18 protein-coding genes and 2 pseudogenes are annotated in these 21,946 nt (G+C 72.7%); 9 read left to right on the top strand and 11 right to left on the bottom strand.

The window, feature by feature from the left end:
• Positions 1-367 (bottom strand): annotated as a pseudogene (locus IE118_RS16505) (M23 family metallopeptidase); the annotation flags it as partial.
• A 351-nt stretch (positions 368-718) separates the two neighbouring features.
• Positions 719-1,981 (bottom strand): SLC13 family permease, encoded by a 1,263-nt coding sequence (locus IE118_RS16500; RefSeq protein ID WP_189558668.1) that lies wholly within the window; start codon positions 1,979-1,981, stop codon positions 719-721.
• A gap of 94 nt (positions 1,982-2,075) precedes the next feature.
• Here IE118_RS16500 and IE118_RS16495 point away from each other — a divergent pair, with 94 nt between their 5' ends.
• Entirely contained in the window at positions 2,076-5,240 is a 3,165-nt protein-coding gene (locus IE118_RS16495; protein ID WP_189558629.1) for a sacsin N-terminal ATP-binding-like domain-containing protein, read from the top strand.
• 372 nt (positions 5,241-5,612) lie between these two features.
• Here IE118_RS16495 and nhaA read toward each other — a convergent pair whose 3' ends face one another.
• The gene (nhaA, locus tag IE118_RS16490; protein ID WP_189558628.1) at positions 5,613-7,514 is read right to left on the bottom strand and encodes a Na+/H+ antiporter NhaA; all 1,902 of its coding nucleotides are present in this window, start codon (positions 7,512-7,514) and stop codon (positions 5,613-5,615) included.
• A 241-nt stretch (positions 7,515-7,755) separates the two neighbouring features.
• On the opposite strand from nhaA, the gene IE118_RS16485 reads away from it, so the two are divergent.
• Complete coding sequence (locus IE118_RS16485; protein WP_189558627.1) at positions 7,756-8,511, top strand: calcium-binding protein; 756 nt, start codon at positions 7,756-7,758, stop codon at positions 8,509-8,511.
• A 49-nt stretch (positions 8,512-8,560) separates the two neighbouring features.
• Here IE118_RS16485 and IE118_RS16480 read toward each other — a convergent pair whose 3' ends face one another.
• A complete protein-coding gene (locus IE118_RS16480) occupies positions 8,561-10,957 on the bottom strand; it encodes an HAD-IC family P-type ATPase (RefSeq protein ID WP_189558626.1) in 2,397 nt (798 codons plus the stop codon).
• Positions 10,958-11,128: 171 nt separating this feature from the next.
• On the bottom strand, positions 11,129-11,386 hold the full coding sequence (locus tag IE118_RS16475; protein WP_189558625.1) for a DUF2530 domain-containing protein: 258 nt from the start codon (positions 11,384-11,386) through the stop codon (positions 11,129-11,131).
• A 203-nt stretch (positions 11,387-11,589) separates the two neighbouring features.
• Between IE118_RS16475 and IE118_RS16470 the strand changes: the two genes are divergently transcribed.
• Entirely contained in the window at positions 11,590-13,035 is a 1,446-nt protein-coding gene (locus IE118_RS16470; protein ID WP_189558624.1) for an NCS2 family permease, read from the top strand.
• 17 nt (positions 13,036-13,052) lie between these two features.
• On the opposite strand, the pseudogene IE118_RS34065 reads toward IE118_RS16470, so the two are convergent.
• Positions 13,053-13,182, bottom strand: a pseudogene (locus tag IE118_RS34065) (ribbon-helix-helix protein, CopG family); the annotation flags it as partial.
• 79 nt (positions 13,183-13,261) lie between these two features.
• Between IE118_RS34065 and IE118_RS16465 the strand changes: the two are divergent.
• Together IE118_RS16465 and IE118_RS16460 are read left to right on the top strand one after the other, a co-directional pair.
• Entirely contained in the window at positions 13,262-13,699 is a 438-nt protein-coding gene (locus IE118_RS16465) for a MarR family winged helix-turn-helix transcriptional regulator (RefSeq protein ID WP_189558623.1), read from the top strand.
• Positions 13,700-13,749: 50 nt separating this feature from the next.
• A complete protein-coding gene (locus IE118_RS16460; RefSeq protein WP_189558622.1) occupies positions 13,750-15,114 on the top strand; it encodes an MFS transporter in 1,365 nt (454 codons plus the stop codon).
• Here IE118_RS16460 and IE118_RS16455 read toward each other — a convergent pair.
• Entirely contained in the window at positions 15,087-15,266 is a 180-nt protein-coding gene (locus tag IE118_RS16455; RefSeq protein ID WP_189558669.1) for a hypothetical protein, read from the bottom strand. The genes IE118_RS16460 and IE118_RS16455 overlap by 28 nt on opposite strands.
• Positions 15,267-15,379: 113 nt before the next feature.
• Between IE118_RS16455 and thpR the strand changes: the two genes are divergently transcribed.
• On the top strand, positions 15,380-15,952 hold the full coding sequence (gene thpR, locus IE118_RS16450; RefSeq protein ID WP_189558621.1) for an RNA 2',3'-cyclic phosphodiesterase: 573 nt from the start codon (positions 15,380-15,382) through the stop codon (positions 15,950-15,952).
• Positions 15,953-16,084: 132 nt separating this feature from the next.
• Here thpR and IE118_RS16445 read toward each other — a convergent pair whose 3' ends face one another.
• The 3 genes from IE118_RS16445 to IE118_RS16435 are packed head-to-tail and all read right to left on the bottom strand — an operon-like array spanning position 16,085 to position 18,163.
• Entirely contained in the window at positions 16,085-17,077 is a 993-nt protein-coding gene (locus tag IE118_RS16445) for an aldo/keto reductase (RefSeq protein ID WP_189558620.1), read from the bottom strand.
• A 49-nt stretch (positions 17,078-17,126) separates the two neighbouring features.
• On the bottom strand, positions 17,127-17,441 hold the full coding sequence (locus IE118_RS16440) for a PIN domain nuclease (RefSeq protein WP_373303193.1): 315 nt from the start codon (positions 17,439-17,441) through the stop codon (positions 17,127-17,129).
• Positions 17,442-17,485: 44 nt separating this feature from the next.
• Positions 17,486-18,163, bottom strand: a complete 678-nt coding sequence (locus IE118_RS16435; RefSeq protein ID WP_189558618.1) for an SGNH/GDSL hydrolase family protein — start codon at positions 18,161-18,163, stop codon at positions 17,486-17,488.
• A gap of 88 nt (positions 18,164-18,251) precedes the next feature.
• Here IE118_RS16435 and IE118_RS16430 point away from each other — a divergent pair, with 88 nt between their 5' ends.
• Positions 18,252-19,235, top strand: coding sequence for a WD40 repeat domain-containing protein (locus IE118_RS16430; protein WP_189558617.1), 984 nt, complete (start codon positions 18,252-18,254; stop codon positions 19,233-19,235).
• A 12-nt stretch (positions 19,236-19,247) separates the two neighbouring features.
• Here IE118_RS16430 and IE118_RS16425 read toward each other — a convergent pair whose 3' ends face one another.
• Positions 19,248-20,021, bottom strand: a complete 774-nt coding sequence (locus IE118_RS16425; protein ID WP_189558616.1) for a TetR/AcrR family transcriptional regulator — start codon at positions 20,019-20,021, stop codon at positions 19,248-19,250.
• 86 nt (positions 20,022-20,107) lie between these two features.
• Here IE118_RS16425 and IE118_RS16420 point away from each other — a divergent pair, with 86 nt between their 5' ends.
• Positions 20,108-21,076 (top strand): ATP-binding cassette domain-containing protein, encoded by a 969-nt coding sequence (locus IE118_RS16420; protein ID WP_189558615.1) that lies wholly within the window; start codon positions 20,108-20,110, stop codon positions 21,074-21,076.
• Positions 21,073-21,894 carry an ABC transporter permease gene (locus tag IE118_RS16415; RefSeq protein WP_189558614.1) on the top strand — a complete coding sequence of 274 codons (822 nt, stop codon included), beginning with the start codon at positions 21,073-21,075 and terminating at the stop codon, positions 21,892-21,894. The genes IE118_RS16420 and IE118_RS16415 overlap by 4 nt, the downstream gene beginning before the upstream one ends.
• Positions 21,895-21,946: the final 52 nt, after the last annotated feature.

The following is a 21,946-nucleotide window of genomic DNA, read 5'->3' as shown; positions in this document are numbered from 1 at the left end:
CGACCGGGGTGCCGGTCGGCACGGCGTAGTCCTGGCCGGAGTGCTTGGAGGCCCACATGCCACCGCTCGCCGCGTAGCTCGCCGACAGCTTGTAGCTCTTCACCGGGGAGACCCAGGACGCCTGCTTCTTCGCGGCGGCCTTGGCTGCCTGCTTGGCCGTGACGGCCTGCGTCTTCGCGGCCTCGGCCTGGGCGGCGGCCTGCGCCTGGACGGCGGTGGCGCTGCCGGACACGGCCGTGTTCTCGGCGGCGGCGACCGCGACCCCGGCTCCCAGGACGACCGTGGTGCCCAGGCCGGCGGCCAGGACGCCCGCACGGGTGCGGGTCAGGGACGTACGGGGGAGACGGGACGTGACGCGCTCGAACATCGAAACCTCATGGGGGAGGGGGCGGGGGAAACCATCCGCGGAACGGGTCCGTGCCGCGCTGGCTGTTCCTTGGTAGCCCGCCCCGCCCAAAAGCCGCAAAGGTGTGACCTACGACGAAAGGCCGTAGACCGGGCGTGAGACCCACGTCTCTTGACGAAGCGCTCCCCGTGGGGCGAAACCCCCCATTTCAAGCTGATCGATCGGCCTTGCGTACCAAATGTCCGATTTAGGGGGTGCCGCTTCCCCACTATTCCGGGTAGTAGGCGGTGTGCGGCCTGTGCAGCATGTCACCGGGCGCCCGGTCCGGGACCGCGGTGGATGTGGTGTGGGTCTCCGGTTCCCGGCCACCGGTCAGGCGCCCAGCACCTCCAGCGACACCCACAGCGCCACCGTCGACGCCGCCAGCGTCAGCGGGACGGTGGCCAGGCCCAGCAGCGTGAAGCGTCTCAGGCTCACCTCGTGGGCGTGGTGGTGGACGATGCGCCGCCACAGGAGGGTGGCCAGCGAGCCCACATAGGTGAGATTGGGGCCGATGTTGACGCCCAGCAGGACCGCGAGGACCGCGCCCGGTCCGGACGGGGCGGCCAGAGGGACGAGGGCGAGGACCGCCGGCAGGTTGTTCACCAGGTTGGCGAGCAGTGCCGCGATCCCCGCGACGGCCAGCAGGGCGGGGAGCGTCGTGCCGTCGGGGAGCACCGCGCCGAGCGCGTCGTCCAGGCCGTGGTCCAGGACCGCCCGGACGACCACGCCGAGGGCGAGGACGAACGCGAGGAACGGCAGGTCGGCGGAGCGGACGATCGCGACCGGGGTGGTGTGCCGGCGGGCCAGGGCGCGCACGGCCAGCACGGTCGCGCCGGCCGCCGCCGCCCAGGCCGGGTCGATGCCCGCCGCGGACGCCACGGCGAACCCGGCGAGCGTCGCGGCCACGGTCAGCAGCGCGAACCAGGGCATCTCCACGGGCTCCTCCCGCGCCTCGGCGGCGGCGGGCGGCGCGTCGAGGTCGGCGGCGAAGAAGCGGCGGAAGACGGCGTACTCCACGGCGATCGCCACCAGCCACGGCAGGGTCATCAGCAGGGCGAACCGGGTGAAGGTGAGCCCCGTCGCGGCGAACGCGAGCAGGTTCGTCAGGTTCGACACCGGCAGCAGCAGGGACGCCGTGTTCGACAGGTGCGCGCCGGCGTAGACGTGCGGGGCCGGGCGGGCTCCCATCCGGGTGGCGGTGGCGAACACCACCGGCGTCAGCAGCACCACGGTGGCGTCCAGACTGAGCGCCGCGGTGATCAGCGAGGCGAGGGTGAAGACCGCGCCGAGCAGCCTGCGCGGCCGGCGGCGGGCCCAGCGCGCCATCCAGGTCCCGCAGGCGTGGAACAGCCCCTCGTCGTCGCAGAGCCTGGCGAGGACCAGCACGGCGGCCAGGAACCCGATCACCGGGCCGAGCCGGGCGGCCTCCTCGCGCACCGCCTCCAGCGAGATCGCGCCGGTCGCGACCACGACGCCGGCCGCGGGCACCGCGAACGCCGCCTCCGGCCAGCGGAAGGGACGGGCCACGGCACACACCAGCACCACGGCCAGGGCGGCGACGGACAGCGATTCGAGCAGCACGGCACCGATCATCCACAGGGGGGCGGCGGACGCCGACACCGCCTCGCCAGGCGGGGCGGTACCTTCGTGCTCACGCCGATCAGGGCGGCCGATGAGGAGAGTCAACGTGAGCAAGTACGTGCGGCCCGCCGCCGAGGGTGCCGATCCGTTCGGGACGGCGCGGCTGCGGCGCGGTGTCCTGGACGCCTGGGCCACCAGTCCCGCCCGCTTCCGTGAGGACGCCAACGCCGAGGAGGACCTGGTCCTCGGCGGGTACCGGGACCGCCTCGTCGTCGAGCTCGCGCAGAACGCCGCGGACGCCGCCGCCCGGGCCGGCGTGCCGGGACGGCTCCGGCTCACCCTGCGGGACGGGGTCCTCGTCGCCGCCAACACCGGGGCGCCGCTGGACGCGGCCGGCGTCGAGTCGCTGTCCACGCTGCGGGCCTCCGCCAAGCGGGACGCGCCGGACCGGGCCGTGGGCCGCTTCGGCGTCGGGTTCGCCGCCGTGCTCGCGGTGACCGACGAGCCCGCCGTCGTCGGGCGGCACGGCGGGGTCAGGTGGTCGCTGGCCGAGGCGCGGGACCTGGCGAACGAGGCCGCCGGGCAGAGCGCCGGCCTGGGCGACGAGATCCGCCGGCGGGACGGGCACGTACCGCTGCTGCGGCTCCCCTTCGCCGCCGAGGGCACCGCGCCCGCCCCGTACGACACGGCCGTCATCCTCCCGCTGCGGGACACGGCCGCCGCCGACCTCGCCGAACGGCTGCTGGACGCCGTCGACGACGCCCTGCTGCTGGCGCTGCCCGGCCTGGAGGACGTCGTCGTCGAGATCGGGGACGCCGCACCGCGCACCGTGCGGCGGCGCGACGAGGACGGCCTCACCGTCGTCGAGGACACGCGCGACGGCGTGACCCGCTGGCGCACCACCGCCGCGCACGGACCGCTCACCCCCGACCTGCTCGCCGGCCGGCCCGTCGAGGAGCGGCTGCGCCCGCACTGGTCGGTCACCTGGGCCGTGCCGGTGGACGCCGACGGGAGCCCCGCCCGGCCCCGCACCCGTCCCGTCGTGCACGCGCCCACCCCGAGCGACGAACCCCTCGGCGTGCCCGCGCTGCTCATCGTCTCCCTGCCGCTGGACTCCACCCGCCGGCACGCCGCCCCCGGCCCGCTCACCGACTTCCTCGTGCAGCGAGCGGCCGACGCCTACGCCGAGCTGCTCGCCGGCTGGCGGCCGGTGACCGACGGGATCATCGGCCTGGTGCCCGGCCCGCTCGGCAAGGGAGAGCTGGACGGTGCCCTGCGCCGGGCGATCCTGGACCAGCTGCCGCGGACCTCCTTCCTGCCGCCGGCCCTCCCGCCCGGCGGGCAGGAGGAGGACGAATCCGGCCTGCCCGAGTCGCTGCGGCCCCGGGACGCCGAGGTCGTGGAGGGCGCGGGCGCCGACACGGTGCGCGTCCTGGCGGAGGTGCTCCCCACGCTCCTGCCCGCCGGTCTCGAACGCCGGGCCGAGCTGCGCACCCTCGGTGTCGCCCGGGTGCCGCTCACCGACGCGATCGACCGGCTGGCCGGCCTGGAGAAGTCCCCCGACTGGTGGCGGCGGCTCTACGACAGCCTCGCCGGCATCGACCCCGACCGGCTGTCCGGGCTGCCGGTGCCGCTGGCCGGGGACACCTCCCGGGCTTCCGGTACCGGCGCAGGACGGACGACGATCGGGCCCCGGCAGGTGCTGCTGCCCACCCCCGACTCGGCCTCCCTGGACGCCGGACTCCTCGTCCGGCTCGGCCTCAAGGTCGCCCACCCCGACGCCGCGCACCCCCTGCTGGAGAAGCTCGGCGCCCTCCCCGCCACCCCGCGCGCCGTCCTCACCACCCCGCAGGTGCGGGCCGCCGTCGCCGCCTCGCTGGACGACGACGGCGCGTCGAACTGGGAGGAGGACGCCTTGGACGCCGAGGAGCTCGCCGACACCGTGCTGGGGCTGGTGCGCGACGCCGCCCTCGAACCGGGGGACGAGCCCTGGCTGGGCGCGCTCGCCCTCCCGGACGAGGACGGCGAACTCTCCCCGGCCTGCGAACTCGTCTTCCCCGGCGGACCCTTCGCGCAGGTCATGCGGGAGGGCGAGCTCGCCGCCGTGGACGCCGAGCTGGCCGCCCGGTGGGGCGCACAGCCGCTCGCCGCGTGCGGGGTGCTGGTGGACTTCGTCCTGGTCCGCGCCAACGACGTCGTCCTGGACCCCGACGAACTGGAACCCCGGGAGAGTGACTTCGCCGAACCCGACGACGCCGGGCTGCTGGACGCCGTGGACGTGTGGAGCGAGGACGTCCTGGACCGCTTCCCGGACAGTCCCGTGCCGCCGGTCGCCACCGAGATCGTCGCCGTGCGCGACCTCGACCTGGTGGACGACGACCGCTGGCCGCAGGCCCTGGCCCTGCTGTCCCGGCCCCCGCTGCGCGACGCGCTCGTCCAGCCGGTGCGGATCCTGCTGCACGACGGCACCCACGAGGTGGTGCGCCCCTACACCGCGTGGTGGCTGCGCGGGCACCCGGTGATCGGCGGGCGCCGCCCGGCCGGACTGCGGGCCGCCGGCGGCGATCCGCTGTTGCGGGGCCTGTACGAGGAGGCCGACGCGGCCGGCTTCGAGGACGAGCAGGTGCTGCGCGCCCTGGGCGTACGGACGTCCGTGGCCGCCCTGCTCGACGAGCCCGGCGGCGCGGCCGAGCTGCTCGACCGGCTCGCCGACCCCGCCCGGCCGGTCACCGCCGCCCAGCTGCACGCCCTGTACGGGGCGCTGGCCGAGCTGGACCCCGAGCAGGTGACGCTGCCGGACGAGCTGCGGGCGGTGGTCGACGGGCGGGTCGAGGTGGTGGACGCGGCGGACGCGGTGGTCGTCGACTCGCCCGACCTGCTGCCGTTCACGGCGGGGGTCCCGCTGCTGCCGGTCCGGCCGGCGCGGGCCGCCGAGCTGGCGGAGCTGTTCCAGGTGCGGCGGCTGAGCGAGTCCGTCAGCGGGCGGATCGGCTCCGAGGGCACCGAGTACGACGTGCCGGAACCGGTGCGGGTGCTGCTCGGGCCGGGGACGCCGGCGTCGTACGTGGAGCACGAGGAGCTGGTCGTCGACGGTGTGGAGATCGACTGGCGGCTGGCCGACGACGGGGTGCCGCACGCGGCCACGCTGGAGGGGGTGGCCGCGGGTCTCGCCTGGGCGGCGGGGCAGTGGCCGCGGCGCTTCGAGGTGGCGGCGCTGCTGGAGGACCCGTCCCGCACGGAGGAACTGGCCCGCGACCGCTGGTTCGACTGAACCCCGGCCGCGGGGTACGGGCCCCGGCCCCCGGAGGGTGCCCTGGCCCCCGGAGGGTGCCCCGGCCCCCGGGGGGGTGCCCCGGCCCCCGGAGGGTGCCCCGGGTGTCCGGTGCCTCCCCGGGGTGGGTGGCCGGACGGGGGTACTGCGCAGCCCGGCGCCCGAGGGGGGCCGTCACGCCCACCCTCCCCCACTCCCGGCTCCGCTCGAGCGGGGGGACCCCCATCGCCCAGCGGCACGCCTGCCCGCGGTGGGCGGGGTGTGGTCGTGCCGTGCCCGCCCGTGCCGTGTCGGCGGCACGCCTGCCCGCGGTGGGCGGGGGCGGCGTTCGGTGCCCACGACCGGCGGGTCCGGGCAGGCACCGGGTGCCTGTCAGTCCGAGGGGGCGCGGGTCGCGCCGGAGGGGGCGTCCACGGAGGCCTCCAGTTCGCGGGCCAGCGTCTCCGCGTCGTACGGGCCGGTGTGGCGGCGGTTGCCGATGAAGAACGTCGGCGCGCCCCGCACTCCGCTCGCCTCCGCGCTGGCCGCGTCCGCGCGGACCCGCTCGGCCGTCTCCTCGGCGTCGAGGTCACGGAGGAACTTCTCCACGTCGAGGCCGAGCTCGGCGGCGTACCCCGCGGTGTCCTCGTACTCCAGCTCGTCCTGGTGCTGGTAGAGCAGGTCGTGCATCCGCCAGAAACGGCCCTGCGCGTCGGCCGCGACGGCCGCCCGCGCGGCGAGCTCGGAGTGCGGGTGGACGTCGGGCAGCGGCAGGTGCCGGAACACGTAGCGGAACCGGTCGCCGAAGCGTTCCCGCAGTTCCTTGGTGACACCGGTGGCGCGGGCGCAGAAGGGGCACTCGAAGTCCCCGTACTCCACCAGCGTCAGGGGCGCCTCCGGGGGCCCGAGGATGTGGTCCTTCTCCGGGTCGACCGGGCGGTCCAGGTAGCGGGGCAGGTCCGCGTCCGTCTGGCCCTTCAGCACGGCGGCCAGGTGGAACACGATCCAGCCCAGCACCGTGGCGAACACGGCCGCGAGCAGCACACCGACGGTCGCCTCGGCGCGGACGCCCGGGTCGTCGAAGGCGAGCTGGACGATCAGCAGCGAGACGGTGAAGCCGAGCCCGGAGAGGGCGCCGCCGCCCAGGACGTGGCCCGGGGCCACCCCCGTCGGCAGTCTGCCGAGGCCGAACCGGGTGCCGAAGGCGGCGCCGCCCCAGATGCCGATGGTCTTGCCGGCGACGAGACCCACGACCACGGCCCAGGTGAGCGAGGAGCCGAGCGCGTTGGTCAGCACGCCGTCGCGCAGGTCGACACCGGCGTTGGCCAGGGCGAACACCGGGACGATCACATAGCTGGACCAGGGGTGGAGGACCGTCTGGAGCCGTTCGTTGACGGAGACGGCCTTCTGGAGTCCCTTGCGTGCCGTCTTGCCGACGTCGGCGCGGGGCGACTGGCGGAAGGCGCGGAAGAGCCGCGCGGCCTGCTCGACCCCCTCCCGGGAGGGCTTGCGGGCGGGGATGAGGAGACCGCCGAGCATGCCGGCGATGGAGGCGTGCAGTCCGGCGTTGAGCGTGGCCAGCCACATCACCAGCACGATCAGCACGTACGGGGCGGCCCGCCAGACGTCGAAGCGGGTCAGCGCGGAGAGGACCACACCGAGGAGCAGCGCGGCGATCAGCTCCGGCACGTTGATGCTGCCGGAGTAGACCACGCCGATCACGGTGACGGCCACGATGTCGTCGATGACGGTGATGGCGAGCAGGAAGACCCGCAGCTGGGTGACGAACCGCGGCCCCACCACGGCCAGCGCGCCCAGCATGAACGCCGTGTCGGTGCCGATGACCACACCCCAGGCCCTGGCCGCGTCGCCCCCGGGCGCGATCGCCAGGTACAGCAGGACGGGCACCAGCATGCCGCCGATGCCGGCGAGGCCCGGGATCACGATCCGCCGGCGGTCGTTCAGCGAGCCGACGGACACCTCGTGGCGCACCTCCAGACCGATGACGAAGAAGAACAGGGCCATCAGTCCGTCGTTGACCCAGTGACTCAGGTCCATCGACAGGCGGGCGTCACCGAGTGTGACGGACGCCTCGGTGTGCCACAGGGATGTGTACGCGTCCGACCAGGGCGAATTCGCCCATATCAGGGCGACTGTCACGGCGACCAGGAGCAGGCCGGCGCTGCCCGCCTCGGTCGACATGAAGGCCCGCACCGGCGCGGACAGTTGGGCCGCCAGTTCGCTTCTCCGCGACTGGGACTGGGCGTTGTCGGTCTTCTTCCCGCGCAGTTTCATCAGGTCTTTCGTCTCCGATCACGTGGGTCGGCAGACTCCATGGTCGCGCACGTCGGGGGTGCGGTGCGGAACGCGCCGGCCGCCGGCTTCATGGAAAGTTCACATTCCCCTACAACCATTCACACGAGCGGTGTATCTGACCGGACGAGTCAGCAGACTCACGATCACCCGGGGCCCCGCGCCGACGACGAGCCGTAGGAAACGACCAGAGCCGGGGCCCCCTTCCGTACTTGGGGAACACATGCGCATGCGTGCCACCGTGGTCGCCGTCTCCGGCGCCCTCGCCCTGTCCGCCCTCGCCGTGCCGGCCGCGCAGGCCGACGGCGGGTGGGGAGACACCAGGATCACCAAGGTCGTCGTCGACGGGGACAACAAGGTGTCCGTGGGCACCTCCGGGACGAAGACCATCAAGGTCAGCGTGACGGCCAAGGACGACTCGGGCATCGCGGGTGCCGACAGCTTCACCCTGTACGGCCCCGGCAACGGGTACCTCACGACCTCCCGGCCGACCTGCAAGGCGTCCGGCACCACCTCGACCTGCACCGCCTCCGTGCTGGTGGACCCGAGGACCGACTACCTCTCCAACAGCAACGCCGGCACGTGGTACGTCGACGCGTGGATCGACGCCAGGGACGACGACTTCGTGTGGAAGCAGAAGGCCGGTTCCTTCGCGTTCCAGCGTGCCGCGCAGCTCACCGTCAACGCCTCGCCCGAGCCGGTGAAGAAGGGGAAGACCCTCACCGTCGCCGGCAAGCTGACCCGGGCCAACTGGGAGAACCTGAAGTACGGCGGCTACGCGGGCCAGCCGGTGAAGCTCCAGTTCCGCAAGAAGGGCGCCGCCGCCTACAGCACGCTCAAGACCGTCAGGACCAACTCCAAGGGCGAGCTGAGGACCACCGTCAAGGCCTCCGCCGACGGCTACTACCGCTACTCCTTCGCGGGCACCTCGACCACCGCGGCCGTCAGCGCCACCGCCGACTTCGTCGACGTGAAGTAGCACGTGCGGCGGTCCGTGCCCGCGCGCCGCGACGGGCGCGGGCCGCCGGTCACGCGGGGATCCGCCGGTCCACCCACCGCCACAGCAGCTCCAGCACCCCCGCCGCGACGACCGCGATACCGGCCGCCGTCCACGGCATGGTCATACCGACCAGCTTGAGGGCGAAGAAGTGCTGGAGCCACGGCACCACCAGCACCAGCAGGAACGCCCCGGCCATCGACGCCACCAGCGCGATCCGCCACCAGGTGTACGGCCGGGCGATGATCGCCAGCACCCACACCGAGATCAGGAACAGCGTCAGCGTCGCCGCGCTCGTCTCCGCCTCCAGCGCTCCCTCGCCGCTGTAGTGCTCCCGCGCGATCAGGTACGTCGTGAAGGTGGCCGCCGCGGCCAGCACCCCGCCCGGGATCGCGTACCGCATGACCCGCTCGACGAAGTTCGGCCGGGCGCGCTCCTTGTTGGGGGCGAGCGCCAGGAAGAACGCCGGGACGCCGATGGTGAGCGTGGACAGCAGCGTCAGGTGGCGCGGCAGGAACGGGTACTCCACCTGCCAGAGCACCACCAGCACCGCCAGCAGCACCGAGTACACCGTCTTCACCAGGAACAGCGTCGCCACCCGGGTGATGTTGCCGATCACCCGGCGCCCCTCCGCCACCACCGACGGCAGCGTGGCGAAGCTGTTGTTCAGCAGCACGATCTGCGCGACCGCGCGCGTGGCCTCCGAACCGGAGCCCATCGCCACGCCGATGTCCGCGTCCTTCAGCGCCAGCACGTCGTTGACGCCGTCGCCGGTCATCGCGACGGTGCGGCCGCTCGACTGGAGCGCGCCCACCATGGTCCGCTTCTGCTGCGGGGTGACCCGCCCGAACACCGTGCCCTCGTCGAGTTCCCTCGCCATGGCCTCCCGGTCCTCGGGCAGCCGGCGCGCGTCCACCGCCGTACCGGACAGGCCCAGCTTGGCGGCGACCGCGCCGACCGACACCGCGTTGTCGCCGGAGATCACCTTGGCGCGGACGTCCTGCTCGGCGAAGTAGCGCAGGGTGTCGGCGGCGTCGGGCCGCAGCCGCTGCTCCAGCACCACCAGCGCGACCGGCCGCACCCCCTCGGCGGCGGCGGGGTCGTCGACGTCCACCCCGTCGGGGGCCCGGCCGAGCAGCAGCACCCGCAGCCCCTGCTCGTTCAGGTGCGCGGTCTCCGAGAGCGCGGGGTCCCCGGCCGCCAGCAGCACGTCCGGGGCGCCCAGCAGCCAGGTGACGGCCGGCCCGCCCGGCTCCTCCTCGAAGGTCGCACCGCTGTACTTGCGGGCGGAGGAGAAGGGCAGCGTGTCGGTGAGGCGCCACTCGGTGGTGTCCGGGAAGGCGTCGATGAGCGCCTGGAGGGAGGCGTTCGGGCGCGGGTCCGCCGAGCCCAGCTCGCCCAGCACCCTGCGCAGGTACGTCTCGTCGCCGTCGCCCAGCACCCGCAGCTCGGTGACGTCCATCCCGCCCTCGGTGAGCGTGCCGGTCTTGTCCAGGCAGACCGTGTCGACCCGGGCCAGTCCCTCGATCGCGGGCAGCTCCTGCACCAGGCACTGTTTGCGGCCCAGCCGGATCACGCCGATCGCGAAGGCGACGGAGGTGAGCAGCACCAGCCCCTCGGGGACCATCGGCACGATCCCGCCCACCGTGCGCGCGATCGAGTTCTTCAGCTCGTTGTCCTTGACCACCAGCTGGCTGATGATCAGACCGATCGCGGTCGGGACCATCATCCACGTCACGTACTTGAGGATCGTGGAGATGCCGGAGCGCAGCTCGGAGTGGACGAGGGTGAAACGGGACGCCTCCTCGGCGAGCTGCGCCGCGTAGGCCTCGCGCCCCACCCGGGTCGCCTGGAACGAGCCGCCGCCCGCGACGACGAAACTGCCGGACAGGACCTGGTCACCGGGCTGCTTCACCACCGGGTCGGCCTCGCCGGTGAGCAGCGACTCGTCGATCTCCAGGCCGTCCGCCTCGACGCACACCCCGTCGACGACGGCCTTGTCACCCGGGCCGACCTCGATCAGGTCGTCCAGCACGATCTCGGACGTGCCGATCGCGGCGGACCTCCCGTCCCGGCGCACCGTGGGCCGCGCCTCGCCGATCACCGCGAGGGAGTCCAGGGTCTTCTTCGCCCGCCACTCCTGGACGATGCCGATGCCGGTGTTGGCGAGGATCACGAAGCCGAAGAGGCTGTCCTGGATCGGCGCGACGATCAGCATGATCACCCAGAGCACGCCGATGATCGCGTTGAACCGGGTGAAGACGTTCGCGCGGACTATCTCGGTCAGGGAGCGACTGCTGCGCACCGGCACGTCGTTGACCTGGCCGCGCGCCACCCGGTCGGCCACGTCCGCCGAGGTCAGCCCGGTCGCCGCGACCGCGGCGGAGGGCACGGCGGCGGTCCGGGCGTCCGCGTCGAGATGCGTCATGCATTCGACGGTACGTGCGGATCCGGGGCCGCACCCACCCGAACGGCGGAAGATCCGACCAGGGGAGGACGGCCGTGGAAGGCCGTAGTGCCGTGGTCGTACGGCGCCGGCGGGAACGGGGGTCGCAGCGGTGGGGAGCGGTGAGGGGGCGGGCGTGACGGGCGCGACGCCTCAGGCGGCCCGCTCCGCCTGCGCCCGCTTGATCGCGGCGTCGCGCCTGCGGACGTACCAGATGCCGATGAAGCCGAGCCCGCCGCCGGCCAGGCAGGTCCACAGCCACCAGGTGTGGCCGTGGTCGTCGAACCAGCCGTAGAAGGGGAGCTGGACCAGGAAGAGGACGAACCAGACGATCGTGCCGCCGGTGATGGTGGCGACCACGGGGCCCTCCAGGGGCTCCGGCGCCTCGTGCTTGGGGGTCCACTTCGCCATGCGGACAGCTTACGAGGGCCGCCGGCGGGCGCGGCGCGTGAGGTGCGCCGCAGTGGGCGCTTCCCCGGCCACACTCGTCTACGCGCGGAGATAGCATCGACGTCGTTATATGTTCATACTGAATCCGTTTGCCTCTGACCGCTTTCATTCGTAGAAAACACCAAAGGGCTTCGGGGAAGCCCACCGGTGATGAGGTCCCCTCCATGTCCACGTCGGCCCCCGCCAAGGTGCCCACCCCCGAGCAGCCGGGGTCCGGCTCCGGCGCCCTCGACCGCTACTTCCGGATCAGCGAGCGCGGCAGCACGCTGTCCCGCGAGGTCCGCGGCGGCTTCGCCACCTTCTTCGCGATGGCCTACATCATCGTGCTGAACCCGATCATCCTGGGCAGCGCGAAGGACATGTACGGCCACCAGCTGGACAACGGCCAGCTGGTCACCGCGACGGCCCTGACCGCGGCGTTCACCACGCTCCTCATGGGCGTCATCGGCAACGTCCCGATCGCGCTCGCCGCCGGCCTCGGCGTCAACTCCGTCGTCGCGCTCCAGCTCGCCCCGCGCATGTCCTGGCCGGACGCCATGGGCATGGTGGTGCTGGCCGGTTTCATCGTCATGCTGCTGGTCGCCACCGGCCTGCGCGAGCGCGTGATGAACGCCGTCCCGTATGGGCTGCGCAAGGCCATCGCCATCGGTATCGGCCTGTTCATCATGCTGATCGGCCTGGTCGACTCCGGCTTCGTCGCCCGCATCCCGGACGCCGCCCAGACCACCGTCCCGCTCCAGCTCGGCGCCACCGGGCACCTCAACGGCTGGCCCGTCCTCGTCTTCGTCCTCGGCATCCTGCTCACGCTGGCGCTGATCGTGCGCAGGGTGCCCGGCGCGATCCTCATCTCGATCGTCGCCATGACGGCCGTCGCGCTGGTCATCAACGCCGTCGCGGACATCGAGTCCTGGGGCCTGACCACGCCGACCTGGCCCGGCAACCCGGTCGCCACCCCCGACTTCGGCCTGATCGGCGAGGTCAGCCTGTTCGGCGGCTTCGGGAAGGTCGGGGTGCTGACCGGCGTCCTGTTCGTCTTCACCGTGCTGCTGTCGTGCTTCTTCGACGCGATGGGCACGATCATGGGCGTCTCGGACGAGGCCAAGCTGACCGACGGCGAGGGCCAGATGCCCGGCATCAACAAGGTGCTGTTCATCGACGGTGTCGCGGTCGCCGCGGGCGGCGCCAGCTCCTCCTCGGCCACCACCGCGTTCGTGGAGTCCACGGCCGGTGTCGGCGAGGGCGCGCGGACCGGCTTCGCCAACGTGGTCACCGGCGGCCTGTTCGCCGTGGCGCTGTTCCTCACGCCCGTCGCCACCATGGTCCCGTCCCAGGCCGCCACCCCGGCCCTGGTGGCGGTCGGCTTCCTCATCCTGGCGGGCTCGATCAAGGAGATCGACTGGGCCGATCACACGATCGCCATCCCGGCCTTCGTGACCATGCTGATGATGCCCTTCACCTACTCGATCACCAACGGCATCGGCATGGGCTTCATCACCTTCGCGGTGCTGCGCCTGGCGGCCGGCCGCGGCCGGGAGGTCCCGCCCGCGATGTACGCGGTCGCGGCCGTCTTCGCCTTCTACTACCTGATGCCGGCCCTGGGCCTCACCTGAGGTGAGGACGCGGGTCCTCAGGTGACCCCGTAGAACCTCTCCGTCTCCCCGACGGTGGTGCCGAACCGCTGGTCGACGTCATCGCGCATGAGCGTCCGGACGACATGGTCCGGACGCTCATCCGCGTTCCGCGGCGTGTTCCCGGAGCCAGGAGTGGCAGGTCTCACTGGGCGAGGGGCGGCATCCCGGTGGTCTTTAGAGAGAGTAATGAGTTACTCTAACGAACATGCCGGACTTCAGCCATGGCGACGACGCAGCCGCCGTGAACGCCCTCCGCTCCGCCGTGATGCGGCTGTCCCGTCGGCTCAAGCACCAGCGCGTCGACGAGTCCCTCAGCCCCACCGAGATGTCGGTGCTCGGCACGCTGGCCCGCTGCGGCCGCGCCACCCCGGGCGAGCTCGCCCGCAAGGAGCACGTCCAGCCGCCGTCGATGACCCGCATCGTGGCGCTGCTGGAGGCCAAGGGACTCGTGCGACTGGAGCCGCATCCCGACGACCGGCGCCAGAAGGTCGTCACCCAGACCGAGCAGGCCGAGACGATGCTCGAGGAGAGCCGCCGCAAGCGGAACGCGTTCCTCGCGACGCTGGTGGAGGACCTCGACGAGGACGAGTGGGCGAAACTGCGCGCCGCCGCCCCCGTGCTGGAGAAACTCGCGCACATCTGAGCACCCGAGCGCGCCGCGGGCAGCGGCCGTGGCAAAGGAGGCGAACCCTTTTGAGTACGGGATCCGGAGCAGCTTCCGCCCCCGCACCTGACCACCGCGACACCCAGGCCGCCCTCGACACCCCCGCCCGCAAGAACTCCATGTTCTCCTCGCTGCGGATCAGGAACTACCGCCTGTTCTTCCTCGGCCAGGTGGTCTCCAACATCGGCACCTGGATGCAGCGCATCGCCCAGGACTGGCTGGTGCTGAGCCTCACCGGCTCCTCGGCCGCCGTCGGCATCACCACGGCCCTGCAGTTCCTGCCGATGCTGCTGTTCGGCCTCTACGGAGGAGTCCTCGTCGACCGGCTGCGCAAGCGGCCCGCCCTCATCGTCACCCAGACCGCGATGGCCCTCACCGCGATCGCGCTCGCCGTCCTCACCCTGACCGGACTGGTCGAGGTCTGGCACATCTACGTCGCCGCCTTCGCCCTCGGACTCGCCACCGTCGTCGACAACCCCGCCCGGCAGGCCTTCGTCTCCGAGCTCGTCGGCCCCGGCCAGCTGCAGAACGCGGTCAGCCTGAACTCCGCGAACTTCCAGTCCGCCCGCCTGGTCGGCCCCGCCGTCGCGGGCCTGCTGATCACCGGTGTCGGCACGGGCTGGGCGTTCCTGCTCAACGGACTGTCGTTCGTCGCGCCGCTCACCGGCCTGATGCTGATGCGCGCCCGCGAGCTGCACCCCGTCGAGCGCGCCCCGCGCGGCAAGGGGCAGCTCCGGGAGGGCGTGCGGTACGTCACCGGGCGGCCCGAGCTGCTCTGGCCGATCGTCCTGGTCGGCTTCATCGGCACCTTCGCCTTCAACTTCCCGGTCTACCTCTCCGCCTTCGCCGACGACGTCTTCGACGGGGGAGCGGGCGTCTACAGCATGTTCAACACGCTGATGGCGGTCGGCTCCGTCTCCGGCGCCCTGCTCGCCGCCCGGCGCCGCACCGCCCGGCTGCGGCTGCTGATCATGGCCGCCATCGCGTTCGGCGCGCTGGAGATCCTCGCCGCGGCGTCACCGCAGCTGTGGATGTTCGCTCTGATCATGGTCCCGCTGGGCCTGTTCTCGATGACGGTCAACGTCACCACCAACACCAGCCTCCAGATGGCCACCGACCCGGTCATGCGCGGCCGTGTCATGGCCCTCTACATGATGGTGTTCCTCGGCGGCGCCCCGGTCGGCGCCCCGATCGTCGGCTGGATCACCGACACCTACGGTGCCCGCGTCGGCTTCGCGGCCGGCGGCGCGGTGGCGGTGGCCGCGGCGTCCGTCATCGGCCTGATCCTGGCCCGGCTCGGCGGCCTGCGGCTGTCGGTGGGCTGGGACCGGGGCCACCCGCGCGTGCGGTTCGTGCCCCGGGAGCGTCAGGAGGCGCTGGCGCCGGTGGCGTGATCACCCTCGGGCCGCGCCCCCGGCCGGTCGCGGGGGAACTCGTCGGTCTTGAGGACGAGACCCACGGCCGTCCGGACCAGATCGATCTCGGTGCCGAAGCCGAAGCACACGCTGCTCTCGGCCATCGCGGTCCTGTCTTCGAGGACGGTCATCGTGGCGTTCCTCCCCGGCCGCCGCTCGAAGCGTGCAGCCGCGCGGTACAACGATACGCACGGCGTCCGGGACACGCGGGAACGTACACGCGTTCCCCTGTGAGACTGGGGGCATGAGACTCTTCGCCGCCGTGCTGCCCCCCGAGGACGTGGTCCGGGCTCTTGCCGTCGAGGTCGGGCGGTTGCGGAAGCTGCCCGGGGCGGACCGGATGCGGTGGACCGAGCGGGCCGGGTGGCACTTCACGCTCGCGTTCTACGGGGAGGTCGGTGAGGAGCTCGTGCCCGGGCTGACGGACCGGCTGGCACGGGCCGCCGCCCGCACCGAGCCGTTCGAGCTGGCACTGGGCGGCGGCGGCCAGTTCGGGCGGGGGAGGGCCCTGTGGGCCGGCGCGGAGGGTGACCTGCGGTCCCTGCGGCTGCTCGCGGAGCGGGCCGAGGCGGCCGCGCGGAAGGCGGGCGTGCCGATGGACGAGCACCGCCGGTACCGGGCCCATCTGACGGTGGCCCGCAGCCGGGACGCCGTCGACGTGCGGCCGTATCTCGACGCGCTGGCGGACTTCCGCGGCCGGACCTGGACCGTGGACGAACTGGTGCTGGTGCGCAGCCACCTGCCGAGGTCCGGGGTCCCGGGCGAGCAGCCCCGCTACGAGGCGGTCGCCCGCCGGCCACTGGGCGCGGCCGGTTAGGCTCGACGGCGTGGACCCGAAAACCCGGAACCGGATCATGGCCGGTGCGCTCGTATTGATGTTCGTCGTCGTGGGGCTGGCGTCGGCGCTGGGCAAGTAGCGCCGACGCCGGCCCGTACGGCGTGCCCGTGGTTACCAGGCGAAGGCCTCGGGGCTCGGCCCCGGCCCCGGGAAGATCTCGTCCAGCGAGGCCAGCAGTTCCTCGCTCAGCTCCAGCTCGGCCGCCCGCAGCGCGGACGCGAGCTGCTCGGCCGTGCGCGGGCCGACGATCGGACCGGTCACCCCGGGCCGGGTGAGCAGCCAGGCCAGCGCCGCCTCGCCGGGCTCGATGCCGTGCTTGTCGAGCAGGTCCTCGTACGCCTGGATCTGCGCACGTGCGGTCGGATCGGCGAGCGTGTCGGCGGCCCGCCCGGAGGCGCGGCGACCGCCCTCGGCCTGCTTCTTCAGCACACCGCCGAGCAGTCCGCCGTGCAGCGGCGACCAGGGGATCACCCCGAGCCCGTAGTCGCGGGCGGCCGGGATCACCTCCATCTCGGCGCGGCGCTCGGCGAGGTTGTACAGGCACTGCTCGCTGACCAGCCCGATGGTCCCGCCGCGCCGGGCGGCGATCTCGTTGGCCTGGGCGATCTTGTAGCCCGGGAAGTTCGAGGAGCCGACGTAGAGGATCTTGCCCTGCTGGACCAGGACGTCGATCGCCTGCCAGATCTCCTCGAACGGGGTGTCCCGGTCGACGTGGTGGAACTGGTAGACGTCGATGTAGTCGGTGCCCAGCCGCTTCAGCGAGGCGTCGACGGCCCGCCGGATGTTCACCGCCGACAGCTTGTCGTGGTTGGGCCAGGCCTCGCCGTCGGCGCCCATGTTCCCGTAGACCTTGGTCGCGAGGACCACCTTGTCGCGGCGGTCGCCGCCCTGCGCGAACCAGCTCCCGATGATGCTCTCGGTGCGGCCCTTGTTCTCGCCCCAGCCGTACACGTTGGCGGTGTCGAAGAAGTTGATACCGGCGTCCAGCGCCGCGTCCATGATGGCGTGACTGTCGGCCTCGTCGGTCTGCGGACCGAAGTTCATCGTCCCGAGGACGAGCCGGCTGACCTTGAGACCTGTGCGTCCGAGCTGCGTGTACCTCATGTTCATCAAGCCAACGGCTTGGAGTGCGCTCTATGCAAGGGGGCGATGATCAGTCGGCTGAGCCCGCCGGAACGACCCAGGCGGTCCGCTGCCCGGTGACCGAGGCGATCATGTCGAAGTCTCCGTCGTAGTGGAGCACCACGGCTCCGTGGCGCTCCGCGGTCGCCGCGACGATCAGGTCGGATACGGACAGCGCCTGCCAGTTGCCCTTCTTGATGAGGAGCGTCCGCACTTCGATTGCCCGGTCCCAGGCCTCGTCCGGCGAGGGGAGCCAGTCGAAGCCGCGCATCTCGTCGCGGATGCGCTCGGCATCGGCCTTGGACCGGGCACTGTGCAGAACTTCGAGTTCCACCGCACCGCACACCGCGAAACGCGTCGCTCGATATCTTCGCTCGCCCGTCGGGCGCCTCACGCCGCCCCGTACGGCCCGCCCAGCTCCCACTCCTGCCACAGCGCCTCCGCGAAGGCGGCGGCGATCTTGTGTTCGCCGGTCTCGTTGGGGTGGGTGCCGTCGTAGGTGTCCGTGTGGAAGTCGTACGACCGCGGCGGCGGGACGAGCAGCAGCGGGGAGCGCGGTGCGTCGAGGTCGGCGACGGTCTTGCCGAGGAGCTCGTTGAAGCGGGCGACCTGGTCGGCGAACGAGGTGTCCGCCTCCACCCGGATGTTGCGGATCACCGGCATGACGGCGATGCGGACGCGGGGCCGGGCCGCCCGCGCCTCGGCGACGAACGCCCGCACGTTGCCGGCCGTCTGCTCGGCGTTGGTGTAGAAGCCGAGGTCGATCAGGCCCAGCGACACCAGCAGCACGTCCGGGCGGCAGGAGCGCACGGCGTCGCCGATCAGCGGGGTCATGTGGTGCCAGCCCTCGCCCCAGCCGGCCAGGTGGGCGCGGGGGAAGTCCGGGTCGGCGTACGCGTAGGAGGTCGGGGCGTCCGCCGAGGGGTCGTGGAGTGCCTCGCGCGGGCCCACCAGCGTGAAGGGACCGCCGTACGCCGTGCACAGGTGCTGCCACATCCGGTAGCGCCAGGTGTGTTCACCCGCGCTCCCGATCGTCATCGAGTCACCTACGGGCATGAACCTGAGCACACGCTCATCATGGTCGATCGGTCCGGACGCCGCGATGTGAGACCGGACACCCGCCGTGAAGTCCGCCGCGCCGTGGCAGTCTTGGCCCATGCGCAGACCTTTCGCCCTGCTCGCCGCGACCGTCCTCACGGGCGCTCTCGCCGTGCCCGCAGCCTCCGCCGCCGACGGCAACGAGGGTTTCACGGTCAAGGACCCGCGCATCACCGAGTCCAGCGGGCTCGCCGCCTCCCGCCTCCACCCCGGCGTCTACTGGACCCACAACGACAGCGACGACGGCCCCTACCTGTACGCCGTCGACAGCGCCAGCGGCGAGACGGTCGCCCGGCTCACCCTCACCGGCGTCGGCACGCCCCGGGACGTCGAGGCGATCTCCGTCGGGCCCGGCAACCGGATCCTCGTCGGTGACATCGGGGACAACCTCGGCGGCACCTGGCCCTACGTCTGGATCTACGAACTGCCCGAGCCGAGGGAGCTGGGGGACGCCACCGTGCGGGCCACGCAGTACGTGGTGAAGTACTCCGACGGCCCCCGGGACGCCGAGGCGATGGTCGTGCACCCGAAGACCGGGCGCGTCTACCTCATCGACAAGAAGGAAGACGGCGGACACCTGTACGAGGGGCCCGAGAAGCTCTCGGCGTCCGGGGACAACGTGTTCCGCCCGCTCGCCCCCGTCGAACTGTGGGCCACCGACGCCGCGCTCTCCCCGGACGGCGAGGACCTCGCCGTGCGCGGCTACTTCGGCGGCATCCACTACGCGTGGAACGGCGGGAAGCTCCGGCGCGAGGGCCGGCTGAGCGTGCCGCTCCAGGGGCAGGGGGAGTCCGTGACCTTCAGCGCCGACGGCACCCGCCTGCTGTACGGCACCGAGGGCGCCGAGAGCCCGGTCGAGTCGCGCGAGGCGCCCGGCGCCGGCGGGGGCGGGGGCGGAGGCGGGAAGGGCGCCCGCACGGAGGACGGGAAGAGCACCGCGGACGGCGGCGACGGGGCCACCGTCAGGATCGGCGCGGTCACGCTGGCCGTGGCCGTCGCGGCCCTCTTCGGACTGGGCCGCCTGCGCCGGCGCCGCCGCTGAGCCGGGAGCCGGTCAGGCCCCCTCGCCCGCCGCCCGCCGGGCGACGAACTCCTCCAGGCCGTCCAGGATGCGCTGGAGCCCGAACTCGAAGTGGTCGAAGTCGGAGCCGAAGGTGTCCTCGGAGAGGCCGGCCAGGACGGGGTAGCGCCCGCTGGTCATGGCCTTCTCCAGGGCCGGCCGCTGCGCCTCCCAGAACTGCGCGTCCGTCAGCCCCGAGCTGCGCTCCGCCTCCTCCTGGTACAGCTGCGTCCGGGCGGCCCCGACGACGTACCCGTCGATCATGATGATCGCCGACACCAGTTCCGGGTCGGACAGGCCCATCGGCTTGATCCGGGCGAGCACCCTCTCCATGCCGTCCAGCGCGCTCGGGCCGAGGATCGGGCGGGACTGGTTGACCTCCAGCAGCCAGGGGTGCCGGCGGTACAGGGCGAGGGCGGCCCGGCCCAGGGCCTCCAGCGCCGCCCGCCAGCCGTCACCGGGGTCCGCGGGGTTCTCCGCGGGCCGCTGCACCCGGTCCAGCATCAGGTCGAGCAGTTCGGCCTTGCCGGGGACGTAGCGGTACAGGGACATCGTGCCGGTGCCCAGCTCCGTGGCGATGCGGCGCATCGACAGCGCGCCGAGTCCGTCCCGGTCGGCGACCTCGATCGCGGCCTCCACGACGCGCTCCAGGGTCAGGCCGGGCTTCGGCCCCCGGCTGGGCCGTGGTCCCGTGTCCCACAGCAGGTCGAGGGTGCGCGCGATGTCGCCGCCGCCACTGGTCTGTGCACCGCTCCCGCCACCGCTCATGAGGGCAGTCTAGATCCGCGCGGAAAAACTGGGTACGGCGTACGCGCAATCAGGTACGGTGTACCCAGTTGAGGAGAGGGGGACCCATGCACGACGACGGTTACGCGGTCCGGGCCGAGGGCCTGGAGAAGCGCTACGGCGAGAAGCGCGCCCTCGACGGCTTCGACCTCGCCGTCCGCGAGGGCACGGTGCACGGACTGCTCGGGCCGAACGGCGCCGGCAAGACCACCGCCGTCCGCATCCTGTCGACGCTGATCCGGGTCGACGGCGGCCGGGCGACGGTGGCGGGACTCGACGTGGCCCGCAGCCCGCGCGAGGTGCGGGCGCGGATCGGGCTCACCGGGCAGTACGCGGCGGTGGACGAGGTGCTCACCGGGCGGCAGAACCTGGAGATGTTCGGCAGGCTGTTCCACCTGGGGGGCCGGCGGGCCAGGGCGCGCGCGACGGAGCTGCTGGAGCAGTTCGACCTGGCCGACGCCGCCGACAAGGGCGTCGGCGACTACAGCGGCGGCATGCGGCGCCGGCTGGACCTGGCGGCCTCGATGATCCTCACGCCGGCCGTGCTGTTCCTGGACGAGCCGACGACCGGCCTCGACCCGCGCAGCCGGGGCGAGGTCTGGGACTCGGTGCGGGCGCTGGTGGCCGGCGGCACGACCGTGCTGCTGACCACGCAGTACCTGGAGGAGGCCGACCGGCTGGCCTCCCGGATCACCGTCATCGACCAGGGCCGGGCCATCGCCGACGACACCCCGGACGGACTGAAGAACCTGGTCGGCGGCGACCGGATCGAGGTCGTGGTCGCCGACCGGGCCGACATCCCCCGCGCGGTGAAGGTGGTCGCCCGGGTCGCCGACGGCGAACCCGAGTCGGACGACACCGAGTTGCGGGTGCACGCCCCCGTGACCGACCGGGTGGCCGCGCTCACGGACGTCGCCCGCACCCTGCAGGACGAGGGCGTACGGGTGGAGGACATCGGGTTGCGCAGGCCCAGCCTCGACGACGTGTTCCTGCGCCTGACCGGACACCGCACGGAGAAGGAGGAGACGGCGGCATGAGCGCCCTCGACCTGACCGGACCGGCCCCCCGCGGCCGCCTGTACTGGGCCCTGGCGGACTGCTGGAACCTCGTCCGCCGCAGCCTGACCCACTACCGGCGCCAGCCGGTCAACATCGCCTGGCAGCTCGGCTTCCCCATCCTGTCGGTGCTGCTGTACGGCTACGTCTTCGGCAGTGCGATGCAGGTGCCCGGCGGCGGTGACTACAAGGACTTCCTGATGCCCGGGATGTTCGTGATGACGATGGCGTTCGGCTTCATCAACACCGCGACCGTCGTGGTCTACGACTCCACCAAGGGCGTCATCGACCGCTTCCGCTCGATGCCGATGGCGTCGTCGGCGGTGGTGGCCGGGCGCGGGGTGACCGATCTGATCGTCGCCTGCGCCGAGCTGGCCATCCTGATGCTCACCGCTCTGGTCATGGGCTGGCGCCCGGACGGCGGCTGGGGGTTCCTGGCGGCGTTCGGACTGCTGCTGTGGCTGCGGTTCGCGCTGATCTGGCTCGGCGTCTGGCTGGGCCTGCTGGTGCCCAACCCGGAGGCGGCGGGCGGCCTGTTCGCGGTCGCCTTCCCGCTGACGATGATCTCCAGCATCTTCGTCGCCCCGCAGCTCATGCCCGACTGGCTGGGCTGGGTGGCCGCCTGGAACCCGATCTCCTCCACGGCGGCCGCGGCCCGCGACCTGTTCGGCACCCCGGTCGGCGGCGGCGACTCCTGGGTCGAGCAGCACGCGCTGCTCATGGCGGGGGTGTGGCCGCTCGTCCTCACCGCCGTCTTCCTGCCGCTGGCGGTACGCAGGTTCCAGCGGCTGAGCCGGTGAGGTGAACCAGCGGCCCGCGCACGGGCCCGTACGCGGGGGCGCCCGGTGGACG

This window comes from Streptomyces pilosus (assembly GCF_014649835.1).
GTDB classification, from domain to species: domain Bacteria; phylum Actinomycetota; class Actinomycetes; order Streptomycetales; family Streptomycetaceae; genus Streptomyces; species Streptomyces pilosus.
The sequence above is the reverse complement of the archived record's forward strand: the minus strand, read 5'-3'. Positions and strand labels throughout refer to the sequence as shown.

What these genes read in the sequence shown, in the direction of transcription:
- IE118_RS16500 (WP_189558668.1), bottom strand. Translation starts at nt 1,981, where the DNA reads ATGATCGGTGCCGTGCTGCTCGAATCGCTGTCCGTCGCCGCCCTGGCC.
- nhaA (WP_189558628.1), bottom strand. Translation starts at nt 7,514, where the DNA reads ATGAAACTGCGCGGGAAGAAGACCGACAACGCCCAGTCCCAGTCGCGG.
- IE118_RS16485 (WP_189558627.1), top strand. Translation starts at nt 7,756, where the DNA reads ATGCGCATGCGTGCCACCGTGGTCGCCGTCTCCGGCGCCCTCGCCCTG.
- IE118_RS16480 (WP_189558626.1), bottom strand. Translation starts at nt 10,957, where the DNA reads ATGACGCATCTCGACGCGGACGCCCGGACCGCCGCCGTGCCCTCCGCC.
- IE118_RS16475 (WP_189558625.1), bottom strand. Translation starts at nt 11,386, where the DNA reads ATGGCGAAGTGGACCCCCAAGCACGAGGCGCCGGAGCCCCTGGAGGGC.
- IE118_RS16470 (WP_189558624.1), top strand. Translation starts at nt 11,590, where the DNA reads ATGTCCACGTCGGCCCCCGCCAAGGTGCCCACCCCCGAGCAGCCGGGG.
- IE118_RS16465 (WP_189558623.1), top strand. Translation starts at nt 13,262, where the DNA reads ATGCCGGACTTCAGCCATGGCGACGACGCAGCCGCCGTGAACGCCCTC.
- IE118_RS16455 (WP_189558669.1), bottom strand. Translation starts at nt 15,266, where the DNA reads ATGACCGTCCTCGAAGACAGGACCGCGATGGCCGAGAGCAGCGTGTGC.
- thpR (WP_189558621.1), top strand. Translation starts at nt 15,380, where the DNA reads ATGAGACTCTTCGCCGCCGTGCTGCCCCCCGAGGACGTGGTCCGGGCT.
- IE118_RS16445 (WP_189558620.1), bottom strand. Translation starts at nt 17,077, where the DNA reads ATGAGGTACACGCAGCTCGGACGCACAGGTCTCAAGGTCAGCCGGCTC.
- IE118_RS16430 (WP_189558617.1), top strand. Translation starts at nt 18,252, where the DNA reads ATGCGCAGACCTTTCGCCCTGCTCGCCGCGACCGTCCTCACGGGCGCT.
- IE118_RS16425 (WP_189558616.1), bottom strand. Translation starts at nt 20,021, where the DNA reads ATGAGCGGTGGCGGGAGCGGTGCACAGACCAGTGGCGGCGGCGACATC.
- IE118_RS16420 (WP_189558615.1), top strand. Translation starts at nt 20,108, where the DNA reads ATGCACGACGACGGTTACGCGGTCCGGGCCGAGGGCCTGGAGAAGCGC.
- IE118_RS16415 (WP_189558614.1), top strand. Translation starts at nt 21,073, where the DNA reads ATGAGCGCCCTCGACCTGACCGGACCGGCCCCCCGCGGCCGCCTGTAC.